Source organism: Actinomadura rugatobispora (assembly GCF_055379765.1).
Map to the genome: position 1 here is coordinate 3,501,580 of NZ_AP029191.1, position 14,306 is coordinate 3,515,885.

12 protein-coding genes are annotated in these 14,306 nt (G+C 74.5%); 9 read left to right on the forward strand and 3 right to left on the reverse strand.

All coding sequences use genetic code 11. From position 1 onward, the window contains the following. Positions 1-34: 34 nt before the first annotated feature. From ACZ466_RS14920 to ACZ466_RS14960, 9 genes are all read left to right on the forward strand, one after another. A complete protein-coding gene (locus tag ACZ466_RS14920) occupies positions 35-766 on the forward strand; it encodes a YveK family protein (protein ID WP_378292871.1) in 732 nt (243 codons plus the stop codon). After that, the gene (locus ACZ466_RS14925) at positions 763-2,022 is read left to right on the forward strand and encodes a GNAT family N-acetyltransferase (protein WP_378292869.1); all 1,260 of its coding nucleotides are present in this window, start codon (positions 763-765) and stop codon (positions 2,020-2,022) included. Before ACZ466_RS14920 ends, ACZ466_RS14925 begins: the two co-directional genes overlap by 4 nt. Continuing rightward, on the forward strand, positions 2,015-3,241 hold the full coding sequence (locus tag ACZ466_RS14930) for a glycosyltransferase family 4 protein (protein ID WP_378292867.1): 1,227 nt from the start codon (positions 2,015-2,017) through the stop codon (positions 3,239-3,241). Before ACZ466_RS14925 ends, ACZ466_RS14930 begins: the two co-directional genes overlap by 8 nt. A 1,246-nt stretch (positions 3,242-4,487) precedes the next feature. Further along, a complete protein-coding gene (locus tag ACZ466_RS14935) occupies positions 4,488-5,753 on the forward strand; it encodes a carboxylate--amine ligase (protein ID WP_378292865.1) in 1,266 nt (421 codons plus the stop codon). A 32-nt stretch (positions 5,754-5,785) separates the two neighbouring features. After that, positions 5,786-7,069, forward strand: a complete 1,284-nt coding sequence (locus tag ACZ466_RS14940; protein ID WP_378292863.1) for an NAD(P)-binding domain-containing protein — start codon at positions 5,786-5,788, stop codon at positions 7,067-7,069. Between the two features lie 191 nt (positions 7,070-7,260). Continuing rightward, positions 7,261-8,112 carry a hypothetical protein gene (locus tag ACZ466_RS14945; protein WP_378292861.1) on the forward strand — a complete coding sequence of 284 codons (852 nt, stop codon included), beginning with the start codon at positions 7,261-7,263 and terminating at the stop codon, positions 8,110-8,112. Between the two features lie 204 nt (positions 8,113-8,316). Next, the gene (locus ACZ466_RS14950) at positions 8,317-9,612 is read left to right on the forward strand and encodes a chaplin family protein (protein ID WP_378292859.1); all 1,296 of its coding nucleotides are present in this window, start codon (positions 8,317-8,319) and stop codon (positions 9,610-9,612) included. A gap of 111 nt (positions 9,613-9,723) precedes the next feature. Continuing rightward, positions 9,724-10,278: a class E sortase gene (locus tag ACZ466_RS14955; protein ID WP_378292857.1), complete on the forward strand. Its 555-nt coding sequence runs from the start codon at positions 9,724-9,726 to the stop codon at positions 10,276-10,278. After that, positions 10,275-10,535, forward strand: coding sequence for a hypothetical protein (locus ACZ466_RS14960; protein WP_378292855.1), 261 nt, complete (start codon positions 10,275-10,277; stop codon positions 10,533-10,535). Before ACZ466_RS14955 ends, ACZ466_RS14960 begins: the two co-directional genes overlap by 4 nt. A 20-nt stretch (positions 10,536-10,555) precedes the next feature. On the opposite strand, the gene ACZ466_RS14965 is transcribed toward ACZ466_RS14960, so the two are convergent. Genes ACZ466_RS14965 through ACZ466_RS14975 form a run of 3 tightly spaced genes read right to left on the reverse strand, consistent with a single transcriptional unit; the run spans position 10,556 to position 14,190 of the window. Then, complete coding sequence (locus ACZ466_RS14965) at positions 10,556-11,173, reverse strand: GTP-binding protein (RefSeq protein ID WP_378292853.1); 618 nt, start codon at positions 11,171-11,173, stop codon at positions 10,556-10,558. Continuing rightward, on the reverse strand, positions 11,154-11,534 hold the full coding sequence (locus ACZ466_RS14970; protein WP_378292851.1) for a DUF742 domain-containing protein: 381 nt from the start codon (positions 11,532-11,534) through the stop codon (positions 11,154-11,156). The genes ACZ466_RS14965 and ACZ466_RS14970 overlap by 20 nt, the downstream gene beginning before the upstream one ends. A gap of 7 nt (positions 11,535-11,541) precedes the next feature. Continuing rightward, positions 11,542-14,190, reverse strand: coding sequence for a sensor histidine kinase (locus ACZ466_RS14975; protein ID WP_464043700.1), 2,649 nt, complete (start codon positions 14,188-14,190; stop codon positions 11,542-11,544). Positions 14,191-14,306: the final 116 nt, after the last annotated feature.

Genomic DNA, 14,306 nt, shown 5'->3' on the forward strand with positions numbered 1-14,306 from the left:
CTCGCGAGCACGTCCTCTCCGAAAGGGCCAAGGCATGCAAGAAATCCGCGTCCTCGTCATCCGCGTCCTGAAGAACTTCGGGCGCCGGTTCGCCCTCCCGATCGCCATCGTGCTGGCGTGCCTGCTGGCGGGGCTCGGGTACGGGCTGTTCAAGGCCCCGACCTACTCGGCGACCAGCTACGTGCTGGTGGTCTCGGATCCGGACGGCGGGCCCGCGGCGGTCAACTTCGCGCAGGCGTACGGGCGGCTGGCGTCGATGCGGGAGACGCTCCAGTGGGCGGCCAAGCCCATCCCGGGCCAGGTGCTCGACCGCTCCCGCGCGCGGATCCAGGCGTCGTCCTCGCCGGACACCCCGCTGGTGCGGCTCACGGCCTCGGCCGGCACCGCGATGCTGTCGGCGGAGCTGGCCAACACCGCCGCCGACGCGCTGGTCCGCTACGGCAACGCGCACCAGCACGACACCGGCGTGCGGGTCGCGCCCATGACCCAGGCGTCGGTGCCCGCGGCGCCCAGCTCGCCCAACCTGCCGCTGAACGTGGCCGTCGGGGTGGCGACCGGGCTGCTGCTGGGCGGGCTGGTCGCGGCCACCGGGGTCGCCTCGCGGGTCCGCCGGGCGTTCGAGGCGGCGCTCGCGAGCGCCGCCGAGGAGATCGCCGCCGCGGCGGCGTCCGAGAACGCGGGCAAGGGCAAGGGCGTGAGCAAGGACGGCAAGGACGCCAAGCCCGCGGCGAAGGGATCCCCGTTGACGGCGGAGGCACGCCGATGACCGATGTGGAACTGGGCCGCGTCCGCGCCGTCCCGTTCGTGGGCAACGTCATCGACTTCGGCTCCGGGGTCGATCTCGGTACCAGGACAGGGACCAGGGGCGGGGTCAGCGACGGCTGCTCGTTCGGCTGGACCGTGGAGCTCCACCGCGACGACACCGCGCTCGACGGCCTCGCCGCCGAGTGGGACGACCTCTACGCGCGCAGCCCGGCCGCCACCCCGTTCCAGTCCCACGCGTGGCTGGCGGCCTGGTGGCGCAACTACGGCAGGCGCGGAAGCCTGCGCCTGGCGCTGGTACGGCGGCACGGCCGCCTGGTGGCCGCCGCCCCGCTGATGGAGGTGCGGCGCTGGGGATGCCCGGTGCTGGTCCCGCTCGCCGCGCCGCAGAGCGACCACACCGACGTCCTGCTGGACCGCGACGAGGCCCAGGGCGCCGCCTGGTACCTCACCCGCGCGCTCCTGGGCGCGTCCGGCTGGTGCGCGCTCGACTTCCCCGAGGTCAGGCCCGGTTCGGCGGCGCACGTGCTGGCGGGGGCGTGGCCCCGGACGTCGTGGCGCACGCCCGCGTCCACCTGCCTCGAACTGCCCGCCGGGGACATCGCGGGCGTCCTGGGCCGGCTGCCCCGCCGCAGCGCGGGGAAGCTGCGCGCCAAGCTCCGCCGGATCGACGCGTACGGGATCACGGCCGCGCCGGTCCCGGCCGAGGACGCCGTGGCCGGCGTCGAGCGGCTGCTGGAGCTGCACGCCCGGCAGTGGCGGGGCCGCCCGATCAACCCGGAGCACGTCCGCCCGCGCTTCGGCCGCCACCTGGCGGACGCGCTGGGCCCGATGATCCGCGACGGGCGGGCCGCGCTGTACGAGTACCGCTGGGAGGGCGGGCTGGTGGCCTCCGACCTGGTGCTGATCGGCCACGAGTTCGCGGGCGCGTACCTGTACGGGGCGGAGCCGAACCTGCGCGACTTCGTCGAGGTGACGCTGATGCTGCTGCGGCAGGACCTGGGCGTGGCGCGGGACGCGGGCGTCCCGGCGCTGAGCATGCTGCGCGGGGACGAGCCGTACAAGAGGAAGTGGCGGCCCGTCGCCGTGCACAACGAGCGGCTGATCCTGGCGCGCGCACCCGCGCTCGCCTCCGCGTACGCCGCCGCCGCGCGCTGCCACGCCGAGCTGCGGACGCGCCGGGACGAGCACCGGCATCGTGCCGAGCACGGCGGGCGCACCGCCCCCACGGGACCGGGCATGGACGGCCGCCATGCGTGACGGGCTGCGCGTCCTGCACGTCACCCAGCCCACAGACGGCGGGGTCGCGGTGTACGTGGCGCAGGCCGTCGCCGACCAGGTTCGCCGGGGCTGGGACGTGGCGGTGGCCTGCCCGTCCGGCGACTCCGAGGGCGCGGGCGGCCCCGGCGGCGGGCTCCCGGCACGGCTGGAGGAGTTGCGCGTGCCGCATCTCGCCTGGGACGCGGAGCGCGAACCCGGCGCGCGCACGCTGCGCGAGGCCCGCGAGCTGCGGCGGATCGTCGACCGCTTCGGGCCGGACGTGCTGCACCTGCACTCGGCCAAGGCCGGGCTGGCCGGGCGCCTGCCGGGCCCGTCCGCGCCGGGCGGCCCGCCGCGTCCCGCGACGATCTTCCAGCCGCACGGCTGGTCGTGGCTGGCCGTCACGGGCTCACGGGCGGCGGCGGTGCTGCGCTGGGAACGGTACGCGGCGCGCAACCGGACGGACGCGCTGATCTGCGTCGGCGCGGGCGAGCTGCGCCTGGGCGAGGCGGCCGGGGTGCGCGGGCCGTACCAGGTCGTCCGCAACGGTGTGGACCTGAGCCGCTTCACCCCTGCCGGGGACGCCAACCGCCAGGCCGCGCGGGACGCGCTGGACCTGCCCACGGGCGCGCCCCTGGCCGTGTGCATCGGGCGGGTGACCCGACAGAAGGGCCAGGACGTGCTGCTGGCCGCGTGGCCCGCGGTCCGGGCCGCCTGCCCGGACGCCCTCCTGGCCATCGTCGGGGACGGCGACGACCTGCCCGCGCTCCGCCGCCGGGCGGACGGGCTGCCGGGCGTGCTGTTCGTCCCTCCGGTGCCGGACACGCGCGCGTGGTTGGCGGCGGCTCACCTGGTCGTGCTGCCCTCGCGCTGGGAGGGGCTGCCGCTGGTCGCGCTGGAGGCCCTGGCGTGCGGCCGCTCCCTGGTGTGCAGCGGCGTTCCCGGGCTCACGGAGGTCCTGCCCTACGGCGCCGGGGCGCTCGTCCCGCCCGAGGAGCCGGACGCGCTCGCCGCCGAGTTGACCTCCCGGCTGTCGCGTCCGCGCGACGCGGACGAGGAGGGCAGGGTGGGCGCGGGCGCCGCCGGGGCGTTCGACCTGTCCGGCACGCTCGCGCTGCTGGCGGAGGTCACCGCCGGACTGGCCGGCCCCGGAGCGGGCGGAGAAGCCGACGGCGATTCTTGGACGGACGAGGTGTTTCCGCCGAAGAGTTCGCGATAGACGGCCGCCGAACGCGGATTGTTCTGGCACTGCCACACGCCGTGCGGGCAATAATCGGCAATGCTTTGGTACATCATGTTGTTCTGCTCCATCCAGTGATACATCCCACGGATGTAGTCGGGATTATCGGAGTTACGGAACAGTCCCCATTCCGGGATGGACAGCCGCTTGCCGTGGACCGCCGCGAACATCGCCTGGTCCCGCAGCCCGAGCGGTTCATGAACATACCGGGCGAAATTGCCGCCCTCCGGCTGGTCGTAACTGTCGGAACCGATGATGTCGACGACGTCGTCACCCGGATAGCACTCGGTCCACGGCACCGCGTCACGGCCCCGCGCCGCCGTGAAGTCGAACCGGAACGCGGTGCCCGGCACCGACCGCATGGTCCACACGATCCGCCGCCAGTAGGCCCTCCACGCCGCCGGGTCGGGCCCGCACCGGTGGCTGTAGGTGGTGCCGTTCATCTCCCAGCCGGGCACCAGGACGGTGTCACCCATCCGCTCCAGCACCAGGCGCTCCGCCAGCGTCCTGAAGTGCCGGTCGTAGGCCCCGGACGCGCCGTTGCGCAGCATCTTGGCGACCGCCCGGTCGGGCAGCCCCACCTCGTTCGGCGCGAGCATCGGGACGTTCAGCACCAGCATCCGCCCCGGGACGGCGTGCCGCCACAGGGACCACGGCCGCAGGATCTCGAACGGCCCCTCGATCGCCTTCCACACCTCGCCGGGCAGGTAGGTGCGGCCGACCGTGACCGGGGAGCCGAGCCAGCGCTCGAACGCCTCGATCCTCTGGACGCCCTCCGCGCCCGACCCCAGAAACGCGCCGAGCGGTATGCGGCGGCGCTTTTCGCGGCGCATTTCCTGGGATGTCGCGGGTGGGTTTCCCGAGGCGGAATCGGGGGATGTTCGGAGCGGTGTTACCGCCCGGGATTCACCGGCGACATGTCCGGTGGATTCGGGGTCGGGCCGGCTCGCGGTGATGGCCGCCACCGTCAGCGCCACGACGACCGTGAGGCCCGCCACAGCACGGCAGAGAAGTCCCAAAGGAGATCTTGCACGCCCATGGCCGAACGGCCCCCGAGCACGATGGTCATCGCCTGAGCTCATGCGTAACGTATGCCCGATGGCGCGGGTGGATGAACAAACGGATCTCCGCACCGAGAGCAGAATTACCGTTTTTTAGAGAAAGCTTCCTTATTATGTATTACCGGCTAAGAGCGCATTTTCCGGCGAAACGGGCGGCCTGACCGATGCAGTCCCCGCCGCCGCCCGCCGCCCCGGGCGCCCGCGCCCCCGAGCTCGACGCCGGGCTGCCGGTGCTGCTCCTGCGCACCGACCGCAACCCCTTCCACCACGGGACGCTGGGCGCGATCCGGTCGCTGGGCCGCGCGGGCGTGCCGGTCCACGCGATCCTGGAAGGCCCCGGCAGCCCCGCCGCACGCTCGCGCCACCTGCACCGGCGCTGGCCGTGGGGCCCCTCGCCGCACACCGCGCCCGAGGCGCTGGCCGAGCACCTGCGGCACATCGCCGGGCTGATCGGCCGCCGCACCCTGCTGCTCCCGCTGGACGACGCCGGCGCCATCTTCATCGCCGAGCACGCTCCCGCCCTGGCCGAGTGCTTCGCGTTCACCGCGCCCGACCCGTCCAGCCCGCGGCGGGTGGCCGACAAGTCGCTGCTGGCCGAGCAGTGCGCCCGGTTCGGCATCGACTGCCCCGAGAGCCTCGTCCCGCGCTCCCCCACGGAGGTGGAGGCCGCGCTGACGCGGCTGGGCCTCCCGCTGGTGGTGAAGTGGCCGCGGCCATGGCTGCTGCCGCCCGGCCATCGCGGCACGGTCGTCGCCCGTACCGCCGCCGAGGTCCACCGGCTGTTCGCCCTCGCGGCCACACTCGGCGGGGCCGCGGCCCAGACGGCGGGCCCGCCGATCCTGCAGCGCCACGTTCCCCCCGAGGGCGGCGACTGGTTCTTCCACGGCCACTTCGACGGCGACGGCGCCTGCCTGTTCGGCGCCACCGGCCGCAAGCACCTCGCCCACCCCGCCGACGCCGGCCACACCGTCTCCGGCGAATGGGTCCTCAACCCGGCGCTGGAACGGCTCGCCCACAAGATCGTCGACCTGCTCGGCCACCGCGGCACCGTCGACCTGGACTTCCGGTTCGAGGCCCGGACCGGCACCTACCACCTGCTCGACTTCAACCCCCGGCTCGGCGCGCAGTTCCGGCTGTTCCGCGACGGGTCGGGCCTCGACCTGGTCAGGATCGCCCACCTCGCGCACTCCGGCCGCGCCGTGCCCCAGGCCCGCCCCCGGTACGGGCGCACCCTGCTGGTGGAGAACCACCTCCTGCACCATGCCCTGACCCGTCCGGGCGAGCGCCGCGCGGCCGTCCGGCGGCTGCGCGAGGCCGGCGAACCGGCCTGGTTCGCCGCCGACGACCCGGTCCCGTTCCTGTCCATGGCAGGGCGGAGCCTGGCGCGCGGCCTGGCCCGCGGCCTGCGGCGCGGCACCACCGGAGGGTAGCGGCCCACCACCATCACGACACGGGGGAACCCATGCACGACTCGACCGCCGACGCGCTCATCGTCGGGGCGGGGCCCTACGGCCTCTCGACCGCGGCCCACCTCAAGCACTACGGCCTGGACGTCCGCGTCATCGGGACGCCGATGGAGTTCTGGGACGGCAGCATGCCGCGCGGCATGTTCCTGAAATCCGAGCCGTTCGCCTCCAGCCTGGGCGCCCCGTTCGCGGGCGCCGCGTTCACCGACCGGCATCCGGGGTGGCGCAATGGGCGGCCCATCCCGCTGGCGACGTTCGTGGAGTACGGCCGCTGGTTCGCCGAGAACCTCGTCCCCGACTGCGAGGACGCCCAGGTCGAGCTGGTCGATCGCCACCGGTCGCGCGGCGACTTCACCGTCACGCTGTCCACCGGCGAGGTCGCGCGGGCCCGCGCGGTCATCATGGCGATCGGGGTGCGGTCGTTCGCGCACACGCCCGTCGTGCTGTCCGGGCTGCCCCCGCACCTGTGCACGCACAGCGTCGAGCACCGCGATCTCGACCGGTTCGAGGGCCGGGAGGTGGCGGTGATCGGCGCGGGCCAGTCGGCGCTGGAGACCGCGGTGCTGCTGGCCGACGCCGGGGCGCACCCGCTGGTGCTGGCGCGTACCGAGCGGCTGGCCTGGAACTCGGTGCCCGTGCCGTCCCCGTCGCTGGTCAACCGCGCCCTGCGCGGGCCGCACTCGGGGCTGGGACGCGGCTACCGGACGTGGCTCTGGGCCGAGCACCCCTGGGCCACGCGCCTGCTCCCGGACGGGACGCGGCGGCACCTGGTCCGCACCACCATGGGCCCGGCCGGGGCGTGGTGGCTGCGCGACCGCCTGGACGAGCGCGTGCAGGTGCTGACCGGCCGGGTGGTCACGGGCGCGCGGGAGTCGGACGGCGGGGCCGTGGTCCGCACGGCGGGCCGCACCGGCGGACGGGGCGAGCACCACGCCGACCACGTGATCGCCGCGACCGGGTTCGTCCCGGACCTCGGGCGGATCGACATCCTGGCGCCGGAGCTGCGCGGGCTCGTCCAGGCCGCGCACCGGTCGCCGGTGCTCGGGCCGTCGTTCGACAGCACGGTGCCGGGGCTGTACTTCACCGGGCTGGCGTCGGCGGCGAGCTTCGGGCCGGTGATGCGCTTCGTGCACGGCGCCGACTTCACGGCCCGCCGGATCGCCGCGCACGTCGCGGCGCGGGCCGCCGGCCTCGCGGCGCAGCCGGCCGTCACCCCGCCCGCGCGTCCCGCGGAAGAGACCGCCAGCGAGGCGGCCAAGGAGGCGGCACCCCAGGGTTGACCGACCGCACGACCTCGCCACGTTCCGGCAAACAGTCGGTAGACCACCAGGCCCAGCACGGTGCCGGGGGCCACGCTGGGGGCCGACGGGAAAGACACGCCAACCGGAAACGAATGCGGGCGATCATTACTCTCAGTGCTGCTATCGTCGCCCAACGTCACACGCGACGCCGTCCCCGAGGAGTTCCGCGCATGCAGCCGGCACCGATCCGCGACGGGGCCCGCCGGGTCCCCGAACCGGTGCCGCACGCCCGCGTCCTGCTGCGCGGGGCGGCGCGGGTCGCGGTGGTCGCGGGGCTCGCGTTCGCGGGCTGGTACCTGCTGTCCGCGCTGGCCGGGTCACCGGCCTCCGCGACCGCGGACCCGGCCGACCCGGGCGGCGCGGCCGGACGGCTCGGCGCGGCGCTCACCGCGAGCGCGGACCGGGCCTCCGGCGACGTGCTCGCGCACACGACCGAGCACGCGACCGAGCACGCGACCGGGCGGCTTCTCGGCCGTCCCTCGTCCGCCGTCACGAGGCTGGTGGACGAGGTCTCCGACAGGTCGGGGCTGCACGAGCTGCGTCCGGCCGGGGCCGCGCTCATCGGGAGCGCCGGGCTGCGGGACGACCAGCGCGCCGTCGACCGCCTGCTCTCCCCGCTCACCGAGCAGCCGCCCGCGCTGGGCACGCTGCCCGGCACGGGCCGCGCCACCGCTCTCCAGGCCGCGCACGACGACGCGGGCGCGCAGGCGTCCCCGGCCGGTGCCCGCGGCGGGTTCTCGGCGGCGGCGCCGGGCGTCGGTTCGGGCGCGTCGCTGAAAACGGGCTGCGGGTCCTGCGCCCGCGCGGGGCAGGGGCCGTCCGCGCCGCAGCCCCTCATGCCCCCGGGGCAGGGCGACGCGAGCGCCGCGTTCCTGCACACCATGTACGGGCCCGGCCCGATGACGGGCACCCTTTCCTCCCCCATCGACGCCACGCCCGCGACCGTGGACGTGCGCGCCCTTCCGGCGGCGGCGATGCAGGACAAGTCCGCACCCGCCCGCCCGATGGTCGTCCCCGACTAGGACGGCGGCGAACTCGGCCCGTCGACGCATTCGCCGTCGACGCGAGCGGCCCCAGCGGCCCACTGCACGAACCCACCGGAGGAGAGGGCGGCCAACGCCCGCCGTTCCCCGGACTTCCCAGCACCTCATCAGCAGCAGGCAGTGCGCGCCTCGCGCCCTTGCCGTTCCCATCCGATCCGCTACACCGCAACGAGGGAGTAGGACATGCGGAACTGGACGAGAAACATCGCCCGCACCGCCCTGGTGGCGGCGGGCATCGCCATGGCCGGCACAGGCCCCGGCACCGCCTCAGCCGACATCACCAGCGGCGAAAGGGGCTCCAACAGCGGCAACCAGATCTTCGCCCCTCAGAACACGCCCATCAACATCTGCGGCAACGCCATCGGCGTCGTCAGCGTGGCCAAGGCGTGGTGCGTCGGCGGCGCCCACGTGCACGGGGGCAAGGGCAACGTCACCTCGGGCAAGCACAGCATCGGGGGCGGCAACCAGATCGACCGGTCCCAGAACACCCCCATCAACGTGTGCGGCAACAGCGTCGGCGTCGTCGGCGTCGCGAAGGGCGACTGCCCGGGCGGGGCGACGGTGAACGGGGGCCACGACCACGGCAAAGGCAGCTCGCAGCACCGCGCGTCGGCGTCCGTGGGCGACGCGTCCGGCAGCAAGTCGGAGGGACCGCTGAGCGGGGTGCCGACGGGCCAGCTGACCGGCACCGACCCGGTGCGGCCCGTCTCCGACCTGGCCGGTTCGGTGGGCCTGCCCGCAGACGCTCCCGCCACGTCCAAGCCCGGCGCGCCCAGGCCGGCCCTGCCCAAGGCTCCCGCGCCCAAGCCGCGGGCCGCCAAGCCGCAGGCGGTCAAGGCGCCGGCCGCCCAGTCCGCGCTGCCGCTGGAGGGCCTCAAGCTGCCGTCCACCGCGCGGCAGAACGTCCCCACCGGCCAGCGCACCCGCGACATCCCCGAGGCAGGCGGCATGCTGCGCGAGGCCGCGGACACGCTCGGCCTGCCCTCGGCCGAGGGACTGCCGGACGCGTCCGGGCTGCCCGGGGCGCAGGGCCTCACCGACACGATCGGGCGCGGGCTCCGCTCGGCGCAGAGCCCGCAGGAGCTGAACGGCACGCTGGCCGGGGCCCCGGCCGCGCTTCCCGCGGCCGGCGCGTCCGCCGGGGAGACGGTCGCCCGGCGGGTCGCCGAGCAGGACCCGCCGGACCCGACGCAGGGCGTGCGCAAGCTGATCGAGTCGCTCGGCGTCGCGATCCGGCCGCTGCAGCAGAAGACGGTGCCCACCCCGGAGCAGGCGAACCAGCTGAAGGAGCTGAAGGACCGGATGGGACAGCAGAAGCAGCAGCAGCCGGGCCGCCCGCCCGCGCAGGCGCCCGCGCAGTCCGCTCCCGGCGGCCGGCCCACCCAGCCCCAGCAGCAGAGGGCCTCCGAGCCCCCGCTGCCGCTGCCGCTGGACGGGCTTCCGATCAGCGTGGGCCGCGGCACGCCGCTGAACCCCTGACCTCCTGATCCGCGGCCCTCAGGCCCTCAGACCCTGAGGCCCGAGGGCCGCGGCACCTCCCCCGGACGAGCGACGGACACGGGAACCGAAGGACGAAGGACACCCGAAGGCATGCGTACACAGGCCGTCATCGGCACCCTGCTGGCAGCGCTGGCGCCGGTACAGGCGGCGGCCGCCTCCCCCTCCGCGACCCGCACCCCGCCCCACGCCCCGACGGCCGTCTCCGCCCCCGCGAAGCCCGCCGGGCGCGTGCTCGCGCGGATCTCGATCCCCCGGCTGAAGCTGAGGCACCGCCCGATCCGCGAGGGCGTGTCACGCCGCGTCCTGGCCCGCGGCATCGGCCACTATCCCGGGACGGCGATGCCCGGCGAGATCGGCAACGCGGTCCTGCTCGGCCACCGCACCACCTACCTGGCGCCGTTCCACGACCTCGACCGGCTGCGCCGCGGCGACCGGATCATCGTGCGCGGCGGGCGCACGACCCACGTCTTCCGCGCCTACGGCACGCGGATCATCTCCCCGCGGAAGGCGAGCGTCCTCGCGCCGGTCCCGTTCCGGAAAGGGCGGACGCCCCGGGAGAGCGTCCTCACCCTCATCAGCTGCCACCCCAAGGGGTCGGACCGCATGCGGATCGTCGTCATCGCCCGCAAGGACGGTGCGCCGTGAACCGGTCGCTGCAGGAACTCCCGACGCCCCCCGCGTGGATCTCCAAGCCGCTGTACGCCATGACCCCCGACGAACTGCGCGACCTGCACGCCGCGCTCTGCCGCGAGACGCCGCCGGACGCGGCGCTGCTGCGCGCCGTCGACAGGTGCCTGGCACTGTTCGCCCCGCCTCCGGCCGCCCTCCCCCGGCCGCCCGCCGCCGTCACGCCGGCGGACGACGAAGAGGACGAGGACGACTCCTGGGCCCTGGACGGCTGAGCCCCCCCGGGACCGGCCGATCAGCGCAGCTGGCCGGCCGGCCTGGGCCCGGCCCGCTCCCCGCCGTTCACCTGCAGCAGGTACTTGACCAGCGACGTCAGCACGCTCTTCGCCGACTCCCGGCTGCGCGCGTCGCACAGCACGACCGGCGTCTCCGGGTTCAGGTCCAGCGCGTCCCGGATCTCCCGGGCGGCGTAGTCGAACCCGTCGTCGAAGCAGTTGACGCCGATGATGAACGGCAGGCCGCGGTTCTCGAAGTAGTCCACCGCCGGGAAGCAGTCCGACAGCCGACGCGTGTCGGCCAGCACGATCGCGCCCAGCGCACCGTGCGAGAGCTCGTCCCACATGAACCAGAACCGGTCCTGGCCGGGCGTCCCGAACAGGTACAGGATCAGGCCGTCCCGGATGGTGATCCGGCCGAAGTCCATCGCCACGGTGGTCGTGGTCTTGCGGTCCACCCCGGAGGTGTCGTCGACGCCGACGCTCTGCTCGGTGAGGACCTCCTCGGTCTGCAGCGGCTTGATCTCGCTGACCGCGCCGACGAACGTGGTCTTGCCGACCCCGAAACCCCCCGCCACGAGGATCTTGACCGCGAGGGGCATCGCGGCTTCGGTGGCGTCAGAGCGCCTCGAGTCCATGGAGCACTTCCCTGAGCAGATGTTCGGTCACGGTCTGGCTCTCCTGCTGCGGGCGCCTGACCGCGATGAGCCGGTGGGCGAGCAGGTCGCCGAGCAGTACCCGCACGACGACCAGCGGCAGCCCCAGGCGGGCGGAGACCTCCGCCACCGAGTGGGGCCGCACGCACAGGTCGACGATGGCCAGATGCTCGGGTCCGATGTCGGGCGAGGCGCTGGCCGGGGTCGCCACCGTAGCGATGATGGCGATCATCTCGAAGCCCTCGCCGCGGGTGCGTGGCCGGGCCCGGCCGCGCGTCAGCGCGTACGAGCGGACGAGGGGACCCGCGTCCTCGTCGAGCCATTCGTTTCCGGGGCCGTTCATCTCCCTGTCACGACCCCTCGTCGAACTCGATGGTCGACTCCGTACGGCCGCGCCGGGTGCCCCGCTGGATCGAGGACATCATCGAGCGCATTTCCTCGGGCGAGCGTTCGGCGCGCGGCGGAGCCTGCTCTTCCGGGGCGGCGTTCTCCCCGGTCGACTCCTCCCGCAACTGCGGCGCGAGGTTGGCCTGGCGGACGCGGCGCGGCAGGTCGGGACGGTCCGGGCGGTCGCCGCGGCCGCCGCGGCCGCGGGAGGCGCCGCCGGGCGGGCGGCGCAGCGGACCGGTGTTGCCGCCGCCGGAGCGGCGTTCGGGTCGCAGTTCCTGGACGGGCCGTCCCCCGGGCACCTCGCCCGCCGGTTCCGGCATCGGGACGGCGACGGGGCCGGGAGGGGGAGCGTGGCCGGGAGCGGGCGCGGGAGGCATCGGCGGCGCGGCCGGCGGCGGCGGCGGTACGTGCGGCCCGCTGGGGGGCGGAACGGGAGCGTTCGGTTCGGACATGGGCTGAGACGGTTCCCCGTGCGATCTGCGGTGCCGCGCGCTGTGCGGCACCTCCGGTTCGTTGGAGTGCAGGCGCAGCACCGGCCCCCCGTTCCCGGCGGGCAGCGCGCGGTCGTGGCCGGGGCCGCCGGGGCCGCCCCGCACCACACCGACCGGCAGCAGCGCGTCCTCGCTGCGGCGGGTGAGCGCGAGCTGCGCCTCGCCGCCGCCGACCTCGTACCCCTCGGTGTCGCCGTGCACGACGATCTCCTCGGGGAGCAGGACCACCGCGCTCATCCCGCCGAACGGCGAGGTGCGCAGCGTCACCTTGATCTTGTGCCGCTGGGCCAGCCGGCCGACGACGAACAGGCCGAGCTGGGCGCTGTCGGACAGGTCGAACTCCGGCGGGCTGGCCAGCCTGGCGTTGGCGGCCGCCAGGCTCTCCTCGTCCATGCTGAGCCCGCGGTCCTCGATCTCGATGGTGAAGCCGCGGGCCACCGCCTGCCCGGTGACCTGCACGCTGGTGTGCGGCGGGGAGAACGAGGCGGCGTTCTCGATCAGCTCGGCCAGCAGGTGGATGACGTCGGCGACGGCCACCCCGGAGATCGACGCCTGCGACATCGGCGCCACCGACACCCGGGTGTAGTCCTCCACCTCGGAGGCGGCGGCGCGGGCCACGTCGATGACCGCGACGGGGTTGCGCCAGCCGCGGCCCGGCGCCTGGCCGGAGAGGATGATGAGGCCCTCCGCGTGGCGGCGCATGCGGGTGGCGAGGTGGTCGATCCGGAACAGGTCCTCCAGGTCGTCCGGCTCGGTGATGCGGCGCTCCATGGAGTCCAGCAGGTTGAGCTGCCGGTGCAGCAGCGTCTGGCTGCGGCGGGCCAGGTTGACGAACACCTCGCTGATGCCGCGGCGCAGCCCGGCCTCCTCGACCGCGCCCTGGATCGCGGTGCGGCGGGCGGCGTTGAACGCCTGGCCGACCTGGTCGATCTCCTCGGTGCCGAACGACAGCGGCGGCGCCTCGGCCGCGACGTCGACCTCCTCGCCGCGGCGCAGCCGCTGGATGACGCCCGGCAGCCTGGTGCTGGCGAGGTCGAGCGCCTCGCGCTTGAGGCCGTTCAGGTCGCGGATGACCGAGCGGGCGGCCCAGACGGCGAGCGTGACCGACATGACCACGGCGACCAGACCGAGGATGCCGGCCAGCGCGACGCGCAGGATGATGGCGTCCGAGATCGGCTTGGCGCGCGCCTCGGCGGCGCTGACCAGCGACAGCTCCAGGCCGCGCAGCCGGGTCAGGTTGGTGTCGACGGTGTTCTTCCACAGGATCGGGGTCTCGTCGCCCGCGCGCGGCATCCGCGGGGCGGAGATGAACCGGTCCTCCAGCTGGCGGAGCCGGCCGTACTCCGGCGTGCCGGTGACCCGGCGGAAGTAGGTGCGGTCGCCGGTGCGCAGCTCGGGGGAGGCGATGTCGTACAGCGCCCGCTGCGTGCCGACCAGCTTGACGAACTCGGCGTGCTCGGGACGGGTGATCTGCCCGGCGGCCAGCACGCCCGCCAGCAGCGCGTCCTCCTGGGAGAGGGCCTCCCGGGCGCGGGCCAGCGCGACCTGGTTGCGGGCGTCCTTGGCGACCTCGGCGTTGCTCAGCGTGGCCATCGTGCCCTGCAGGGTGCCGATGCCGCCGAGCAGCCCGGTGAAGTCGGCGAACGCCTGGGTGCGGGCGGTGCCGCCGGTGTCGATCGCGTTGCGCTTGGTGCCGAGGTTGTTCAGCCCGGTGATGATCTCGCGGGCGAGCTGGCGGGTCTGCTGCGGCGCGCTGTCCAGAGCGCCCTCGTCACCGGCCAGCCGGCGGAACAGGGTCGCCTGCCGGTCGGTGACCAGCCGCGCGGACTCCATGATCGCGAAGTCGGTCGGCGCCTTCGAGCCGAGGTACACCATCGTGGTGCGCCGCTCGACCTGGAGCGCGCTGCCGAGCGCGCCGGAGGGGTATTCGAAGTGGTCCTGGACCGTCTCCACGTTGCGCAGGTTCAGGCCCTCCCCGAGGGTGACGCTCGCCGCGAACGCCCACAGGATGGACAGCGACACCAGCGACACCAGCACCAGCGCCGTGACCTTGAAACGTACCGTCCCGAACCGTCCGGTCCCGGGTCGAGGACGCCGATGCCTGATACGTGATCCCATTCGACGGTCCCTTGATTGCACTGGGGAGGCTCTCCGTTAGCCGACGGTCACTGATCGCACGAGAGGGTACAGGGCTACGTGATCGTTTGTGCGGGTTGTGGATAGAGATCTGAATC

Bases quoted from the DNA above. Each gene is read 5' to 3' on its own strand.
- ACZ466_RS14920 (WP_378292871.1), top strand. From the start codon at position 35: ATGCAAGAAATCCGCGTCCTCGTCATCCGCGTCCTGAAGAACTTCGGG.
- ACZ466_RS14970 (WP_378292851.1), bottom strand. From the start codon at position 11,534: ATGAACGGCCCCGGAAACGAATGGCTCGACGAGGACGCGGGTCCCCTC.
- ACZ466_RS14975 (WP_464043700.1), bottom strand. From the start codon at position 14,190: ATGGGATCACGTATCAGGCATCGGCGTCCTCGACCCGGGACCGGACGG.
- ACZ466_RS14940 (WP_378292863.1), top strand. From the start codon at position 5,786: ATGCACGACTCGACCGCCGACGCGCTCATCGTCGGGGCGGGGCCCTAC.
- ACZ466_RS14925 (WP_378292869.1), top strand. From the start codon at position 763: ATGACCGATGTGGAACTGGGCCGCGTCCGCGCCGTCCCGTTCGTGGGC.
- ACZ466_RS14955 (WP_378292857.1), top strand. From the start codon at position 9,724: ATGCGTACACAGGCCGTCATCGGCACCCTGCTGGCAGCGCTGGCGCCG.
- ACZ466_RS14930 (WP_378292867.1), top strand. From the start codon at position 2,015: ATGCGTGACGGGCTGCGCGTCCTGCACGTCACCCAGCCCACAGACGGC.
- ACZ466_RS14950 (WP_378292859.1), top strand. From the start codon at position 8,317: ATGCGGAACTGGACGAGAAACATCGCCCGCACCGCCCTGGTGGCGGCG.
- ACZ466_RS14945 (WP_378292861.1), top strand. From the start codon at position 7,261: ATGCAGCCGGCACCGATCCGCGACGGGGCCCGCCGGGTCCCCGAACCG.
- ACZ466_RS14935 (WP_378292865.1), top strand. From the start codon at position 4,488: ATGCAGTCCCCGCCGCCGCCCGCCGCCCCGGGCGCCCGCGCCCCCGAG.
- ACZ466_RS14965 (WP_378292853.1), bottom strand. From the start codon at position 11,173: ATGGACTCGAGGCGCTCTGACGCCACCGAAGCCGCGATGCCCCTCGCG.